The sequence below is a fragment of the Lysinibacillus sp. NPDC048646 genome, from assembly GCF_050272295.1.
GTDB lineage: Bacteria > Bacillota > Bacilli > Bacillales_A > Planococcaceae > Lysinibacillus.
Map to the genome: position 1 here is coordinate 21,003 of NZ_JBNNLZ010000002.1, position 6,971 is coordinate 27,973.

Below are 6,971 nucleotides of genomic sequence, written 5' to 3' on the forward strand. Positions count from 1 at the left end.
AGACAGTAGAGATCAACTAATATTGTTTTCATTCTATATAGGTGTCCTTTGGCTTGTTTATTTTATCCCTTCTTTAATTTTGCAAGGCATAAGTGCACCCTTTCTAAACCATGTTGTGAAGGAAAAAATGCTTCGAAACATACAGTTGATTCGTACTGGAGCCTACATTCTTCCACATGCCAGCCCTCAAGTGTATATCCATGAAAAAATATTGTGAAACATTTCACTCAAACTCTACAATAAGTTGAGACGCTTTTTTACTAACGGAGCAGCATTCCTGTTTGAAGGATGTCCGAGGTCTTGAAAGAAAAAGAGCCCTCTAGTATGATGCATGAGTGTCAACGACCAATGACCCATCATCAAACAAGGAGGACTCTAAATGGAATAATAAAATTAATCAAGTTACTGAAAAATGGGTCTAGTCCCGCAAAGGCTACTAGCTTTTTGGGATGATTGAACCGCTCAATTTCCCCATTTTCTGAAAGTATCGTGGCCTCGATTTTTTCACCTATACCGGGAAGTGACTGGATTAAGTCATATTTTTCGAGTTGTGCCGCCAATTGATCAATCTCACGCTCTACCGTAGAAAGTTGTTAAATTTTCAATCAATCACTTCATTTTTCTATAGTGATGATACTTTCTGCCATCTCTGGAAAATCAATAAACGGGTTCCGATTGCCTTGTAGTTCATGGATAGCAAGGTTGCGATGCTTTTCATAGATGGATACCGGAAATGTTTGATGCCATTTTAGCAATAAAGAGACATTCTCCAGTTCTTTTTTTATTGTGTTTGAATAGCGAATTAGGAAATAGAGTGTTGCTCTAGCAACGATTCCTTTGCCGTATTCTGGTTCGAATTTACTTTCTTCAGCCTTACCGCAGCCATCTTTGATTCCTAAAATCAATCCTTCAGGGATATAATCGTGGAAATCGTAGTAAGGATAGTTGCTGCGACTGCTATTGCAGGTGGGTTCGCAGGCAAATAGATGATGCAAGTCTCCTCTCATCGGTTCTTTTTTATCGAACCATGATTGAGGCACTACATGTTCACAGTTAAATAGATCATCCGAAAAGATGCTGATTAACCCTGTTGCCTGCATTTCATGGAGCCGAACGTCCTCCTCTATGACAGAAAGTGGATCCATCCTATTTCCAGAATAAAGGCTTTTTAATGAACCGTTTTCCTGCAAATCGACCCAAGGGTACACATAACGGTGCGGGCTGTAGTTTAACTGATCTGTATGTGTTTTTTCAAGCAATGTGTGAAGGCTGTCTGAAAGATTAGCATCCGTAAATGAAATGCTCTGATAGTATTGATTCCTGACTTCCTTATCTTTCTTTTCGTCATAATAGGGTCGATTTTCCTTATATTTTAAAAAGTCTGACTTGGCGGTTTGCCATTCACAATATAACAATTCTAGCTTTTCCATTATATTTTCAACGCCTGTGCAAATAATTTTTGGTTGAACACCTCCGATAAGTATTCCACTGTTGTTAAGTACAGCAATCCGTTGCCTTCGAGTTTTGGCGAGTTTCCTAAAGGAATCGTTCTCTTTATTAATTGTGCATACAGCTCAACCTCTGTCAGATTTCGCTCAAAGTTTTTGTTGGCACTCTCTTTTATGAGTGCAAGTGCACCGGATATATGCGGTGTTGCCATCGAAGTTCCGCTTAGTTTTGCATAATTTCCGTTTAAATATGTTGAAAGGATTTCTTCACCAGGGGCTACTAAGTCGACTTCATTATTCGAATTTGAAAATTCAGAAGAACGGCGTTGCAGATTAATGGATCCGACGCTGATGACTTCATTGTAGCAGGCAGGATAGGCCAATTCGTCTGATGAACTCTGTCCATCACCCTCATTTCCAGCAGCACAAACTACTAGAATTTGATTAGCGATAGCGTTTAGAATAGCTTGGTGCAACTCAGGTACATCGACAGAACCGCCGAGGCTCATGGAGATGATATCCGCCTTTTGTTCCACTGCATAGTTAATGCCATTTATGATCCAGTCGTATTGCCCTGATCCACTTTTATCAAGCACCTTTAATATCAATAAACTTGCTTCAGGCGCAACACCAACTACTCCTGTACCGTTATGGACGGCAGCGATTGTGCCAGCCACATGGGTTCCATGGCCATTATAATCGGTGTATACATCAGGTTGTCCATTATCATCACCAGTGAAATTCCGTCCGCCGATAATACGCTCACTCAAATCAGGATGGTTGACGTCGCACCCTGTGTCCAATATCGCAACAGTGATTCCCTTCCCTTTAGAATTCTCCCAAATTTTTGGAGCTGCTATAAGCTCAATACCTTTTGGCACCTCAGACACCTCTTCGACCACTGCATTCACTTGATACGGAAATAAATGTAACTTTTGCTCCATTTGTATCCCTCCTGAATGAATTAAGTTTTAAGTGTATTCTTGGTAGTTGCTAATAGTTTAACAATTCAGAATTTAGATTAACAGTTACAATAGATGTGTTTTTATCGAACTATCGGAATTGGTGAACTTCTTGTTTTTTGTGTTCTATGTGATTTCAATCCTTATCGCTGCAATTGGTAGCTTTAGTATGGCTGGATTTACAAGTTACTTTCTAAGTAGTTACATGATAGGACTAGAAATATTTGCTGTTAAGTATTATGTATATCAACTAAAAGCTGTTTTCGGTCTGGGCATTGTTATTATGGCTTTATTTGATGGATTGTCAGTGGCTGAAATGGTGGAAGGAAAAGAAATATCAATTAAATTAAATGATGACTTGATGTTAAATATTTGAAAATATGGTAACATCAAAAGAATAAATAATTATAGAATGGAGATTTATATGGAAAAAGTAAACTTTTTTGATAGCAAACTATTTAATGAAAATGCTGAGAAAACTTTTGAATTGCACAAAAATAAAATAAAAAAGCTAATACCAGAAGTTGATATCCAGCATGTTGGTAGTACAGCAATTCCTAATAGTGTTACTAAGGGGGATTTAGATCTTCAAGTACGTGTTAGTGCTGAGCAATTTCCGAAAGCAGTAGAATTACTTTCAAGTCTATACGAAGGAAATGATGAAAGTATTAAAACAGATACATTTAGGGCATTTAAGGATGATACAACGAATCCTCCTTTAGGAGTCCAATTAACTGCAATTGATTCTGAATTTGATTTCCTTTGGAAATTTAGGGAGGTTTTATTGGCAAATAATAAATATCGTGATGAATATGATAACTTAAAGAAAGAATATGAAGGCAAATCAATGGACGCATATAGGGAAGCCAAAGATAAGTTTTTCCAAGGATTAATGGAAACTCCTGAGTTTAAAAAATACGAGAAGCAACCACATTCACTAAATAGAATTTAATTACGAAATTATCATAAAAAGTCCACTCCGTGATGAGTGGTTTTTTATGTGTCGTAACGGTAAATGGGGAATTTATCTAAATGATTGTGTTATAAGGTATTATTAAATTAAAGGAATAGTTTAGGGAAAAGTATTAGGACGACGTTGAATTCAGTTAGGAAAGGATATGCTCCCAATTGAAAGATATTCTAAAAAAATTATGTTGAACCATGGTGGTTAATTAATGATAGGATGTCAGAAAGTCTTAATGGGGAATTAATGAGAGAACTTTCTCCAAGTCACATTCTATTTAGAAAGAAAGCTATAGCAATAGCAAGAAGAGAAGATAATGATGATGTTGTTTTTTGGATAAGTGAAATAAATAAATATGCTATCGTCCATTTAACGTATTCTAAAGAAACCTCTGGTGAATATCCCATAACAAATTTATTTTCACTAAGAGAATTAGAAGAGCACTGTACGAATGTTTCAAAATATAATTGAACACGATGCTTTCATTAAATAAACCATACTAGAAGACCACTCCGGTGATGGGGGGCTTCTTTATTTCCTTATTACATATGTTTTTTCATTTATGTGCCTATTATCATAACAGGTCAGATTGTTACTTGGACATTAGACAGTAATCACAAATCACGCCTAGCGTGGAATATTGCTGTTGGTCATCCACAATCTTTATATGATGTGACTATATTGAATAGAGTAGGGGCTATTGCTAAGAAATTAGGCATTGAGTGGGGAGGTACTTGGACTAATGCTATTGATCGCCCGCATTTTGAAGTTAAGTCAAATTGGATTATGCCAAAGGGCTACAAGTTAGAAGGTACTGTAATTGTTCCTAGTAACAGCAAATTGAAGGTCCAATTAATTGAAGACAAAAAGGAGGAAAATAAAGTGACAAATTGGAATCCTGGTTCACCAGCAATGATTACAGAGGCAGAAGCATTTTTAACACAAGCTGTTAAAGACGGTGTGATTCAGCAAGTTCATTTAAATGATTTGAAGAGTCGTACAATGACTACGGACCGTTTAATAGGATTGTATATTACGATTCAACAACGAAGAAGTAAAAAATAGAATTGGGAACAGGAAAGAGTAATTAAAGATTTTTTATTAATTGGATATTATTAGTTAAAAATGTATATTATCCAAGTAGTTGTGTTTATATTTGTTTTTATACCATTTGTTGGATGCTACCTATATACTTGTATTGATATAATAATTCAGGTGCAACTTTTCCTTTCTGCACAAAGGGTTAAGATGCACCATTCCTCAACCATACACCAAAGCCCAGGTACTCAATTAATTTTGAGCCTGGGCTTTTTTTTATTAATTCCCACTCCCTTGACAAGAACAAACGAAACGAACGTTCATTCTTGTCAAGGGAGTGTTAGTCATCCTCTTCGTATAGGTAATTTGTATTGCAAAAAATCTCGATTACCGACTTATTCTGTTAGTGATTTTATTTTAGGTTGTATAACTATATTTTCTGTTTTATCAATCTTTTTGGTTTTTATATTTATATATTCAACTTTAACATTGAAAATACTGCCGTATTCTGATTCAAAGCTCCCCACTCCACTAGCTAAAAAGTAATCGGGATTATTAGAACTTCTTGAAAGAGCTTTAATCTCAGGTATTTCACTATACCCATCTTTTTCTGCTTGCTTGTAGGCATCGTCATAAATAGAACCAAGGCTTACCGAACCTTTAATACCTTCAAATACATGATACATTGTGATTTTATCGGAACCATATACTTCTTTATTCAATCCAATTTCTGAATGAAGGTCCATTTTACCTTTAATTTTTTTTACATCTAATGTTGCCGTTACACGAGCAATTGTTTGTGGTGGAACAATAATTGCTTGAGTTGGGGCTACATACTCTACAGTCTCAGAGGCTTCATGCGCCTGAGTACTATTAAAATTATATTCTGCTTTTAAGGTGATTTTTCCTTCTGCTAGAAAGGGTATGCCAGTTGAAAGAGATGTTTCAGTCCCTAGCATAAATCCATGTTCTGTAGAAGAAGTTGTAGTGTTGGAATAAGATTTACGAAATTCTGTTGAATTTAAAGTTTGTTCACGGTCAGTCGCATTTTCTAAATCACTTTGTCCAGCCCAAAGTGGGGTAGTACTTATTACTTGGGGTTCCATTGCTAATTGACCATAAGAATTTTTAACTTCTAAATCTTCCACAGTTACAACTGGAGCAACACGAAATAATCCATTCGCTCTTAAATATTTATCGTAATATTGGAAAAGCCACTGAGTGCCTAGTCCTACATTAGGGAAACTATTCTCCCTCTGGTTAATCTGTGTAATCAATTGTTGCTCGTTATTATCCTCTGTTTTGGCGGATACCGCTAAGGGTGTTAAAATACTTATCCCCATAGTCGCACATAATAATGTTTTCGTAATTTTTTTCTTCATATCTTTCCTCCTAGCTTACTCATATTTTTGTTTTCCATTACATTACAATCATACATAACAATATTTTAAAATGCGAATCTTCTAAAAAGTAAGTAAAATTACCGAATATAACATAGTTTATTATTATATATAAGTTTATTTAGGGTATAAATGTTACTAAAATATACGAAAATACTCATATTTCTAGTCGGGAGACTCATTTGAAATATATAAAATGTCACAAAAAAAACAGACAACCGTAATTAGTTATCTGTTTCATCATCTGTTATAGGTTGTTTTATATCTGAAACTACTTCCTCAAAAGCACTAATAATCTCTTCAATAGTGTAACCTTTTTCAAGCAATTCCTCTTTTGACATACAGCTGACACATTTCGCTGATAAAGTGTATTTACAGTTTAGTTAAAATCTAAGCTGAATATACACGTATTCAAGGAGTGAATAAGAATGAAAATAAAAAGTAAGATTTCAACTTATGCTATGACAGGAGCTTTATCATTAGGGATAATAGGAGGTACAACTATTCCAACCTATGCTGCTGAATTTCAAAAAGAAACAGTAAATGTAGAAAAATACACAAATTTGGATGTTGAAACACAACAAAAAGTTAATGAAATTTTAAATGATCTAAGGAACGAACTAGCAAATCTAGGGGTATCATTATTTTCAAAACATAATGAAAAAGGCGATAAATTCGCAAATTTAGATGAAGAGACGAATACACAGGTACAAGAAATTATGAAACAAGTTAAAGACGGTTCCTTAACTCAAGAGGAAGCCACTATACAACTCAAAGAACTTGGTGTGACTCTTCCTAATCATACCTTCATCGGAAAAGGCGATAAGTTCGCAAATTTAGATGAAGAAACGAATACACAGGTACAAGAAATTATGAAACAAGTTAAAGACGTTTCTTTAACTCGAGAGGAAGCCAATATACAACTCAAAGAACTTGGTGTGACTCTTCCTAATCATACTTTCATCGGAAAAGGCGATAAGTTCGCAAATTTAGATGAAGAAACGAATACACAGGTACAAGAAATTATGAAACAAGTTAAAGACGGATCTTTAACTCAAGAGGAAGCCAATACACAACTCAAAGAACTTAGTGTGACTCTTCCTAATCATACTTTCATCGGAAAAGGCGATAAATTCTCAAATTTAGATGAAGAAACGAA

General features: G+C 35.2%; 8 protein-coding genes and 1 pseudogene. 5 read left to right on the forward strand and 4 right to left on the reverse strand.

The genetic code is table 11. The features are described 5' to 3' along the window. Nucleotides 1–413 precede the first annotated feature (413 nt). From ACQKII_RS02285 to ACQKII_RS02295, 3 genes and pseudogenes are all read right to left on the reverse strand, one after another. Nucleotides 414–590: pseudogene (locus tag ACQKII_RS02285) on the reverse strand (transposase); the annotation flags it as partial. A gap of 24 nt (nt 591–614) precedes the next feature. After that, complete coding sequence (locus tag ACQKII_RS02290) at nt 615–1,430, reverse strand: endonuclease I family protein (RefSeq protein ID WP_427455958.1); 816 nt, start codon at nt 1,428–1,430, stop codon at nt 615–617. Beyond that, a complete protein-coding gene (locus ACQKII_RS02295; RefSeq protein ID WP_427455960.1) occupies nt 1,430–2,392 on the reverse strand; it encodes a S8 family peptidase in 963 nt (320 codons plus the stop codon). The genes ACQKII_RS02290 and ACQKII_RS02295 overlap by 1 nt, the downstream gene beginning before the upstream one ends. Before the next feature lie 187 nt (nt 2,393–2,579). On the opposite strand from ACQKII_RS02295, the gene ACQKII_RS02300 reads away from it, so the two are divergent. The 4 genes from ACQKII_RS02300 (at nt 2,580) to ACQKII_RS02315 (ending at nt 4,439) form a co-directional block, all read left to right on the forward strand. Then, on the forward strand, nt 2,580–2,786 hold the full coding sequence (locus ACQKII_RS02300; protein WP_427455962.1) for a hypothetical protein: 207 nt from the start codon (nt 2,580–2,582) through the stop codon (nt 2,784–2,786). Nucleotides 2,787–2,834: 48 nt separating this feature from the next. Continuing rightward, nucleotides 2,835–3,362 (forward strand): GrpB family protein, encoded by a 528-nt coding sequence (locus tag ACQKII_RS02305; RefSeq protein ID WP_427455964.1) that lies wholly within the window; start codon nt 2,835–2,837, stop codon nt 3,360–3,362. Between the two features lie 258 nt (nt 3,363–3,620). Next, complete coding sequence (locus ACQKII_RS02310; protein WP_427455966.1) at nt 3,621–3,845, forward strand: hypothetical protein; 225 nt, start codon at nt 3,621–3,623, stop codon at nt 3,843–3,845. Nucleotides 3,846–3,938: 93 nt separating this feature from the next. Beyond that, nucleotides 3,939–4,439, forward strand: coding sequence for a M15 family metallopeptidase (locus tag ACQKII_RS02315; RefSeq protein WP_427455968.1), 501 nt, complete (start codon nt 3,939–3,941; stop codon nt 4,437–4,439). A gap of 368 nt (nt 4,440–4,807) precedes the next feature. Here the strand turns inward: ACQKII_RS02315 and ACQKII_RS02320 are convergent, their stop codons facing one another. Next, nucleotides 4,808–5,794, reverse strand: coding sequence for an ETX/MTX2 family pore-forming toxin (locus ACQKII_RS02320; protein WP_427455970.1), 987 nt, complete (start codon nt 5,792–5,794; stop codon nt 4,808–4,810). Nucleotides 5,795–6,240: 446 nt separating this feature from the next. Here ACQKII_RS02320 and ACQKII_RS02325 point away from each other — a divergent pair. After that, on the forward strand, nt 6,241–6,971 hold a 731-nt coding region (locus ACQKII_RS02325; protein WP_427455972.1), incomplete at its 3' end, for a hypothetical protein.

Coding starts and splice junctions, on each gene's coding strand:
- ACQKII_RS02310 (WP_427455966.1), top strand. CDS start 3,621: ATGAGAGAACTTTCTCCAAGTCACATTCTATTTAGAAAGAAAGCTATA.
- ACQKII_RS02290 (WP_427455958.1), bottom strand. CDS start 1,430: ATGGAAAAGCTAGAATTGTTATATTGTGAATGGCAAACCGCCAAGTCA.
- ACQKII_RS02320 (WP_427455970.1), bottom strand. CDS start 5,794: ATGAAGAAAAAAATTACGAAAACATTATTATGTGCGACTATGGGGATA.
- ACQKII_RS02300 (WP_427455962.1), top strand. CDS start 2,580: ATGGCTGGATTTACAAGTTACTTTCTAAGTAGTTACATGATAGGACTA.
- ACQKII_RS02305 (WP_427455964.1), top strand. CDS start 2,835: ATGGAAAAAGTAAACTTTTTTGATAGCAAACTATTTAATGAAAATGCT.
- ACQKII_RS02295 (WP_427455960.1), bottom strand. CDS start 2,392: ATGGAGCAAAAGTTACATTTATTTCCGTATCAAGTGAATGCAGTGGTC.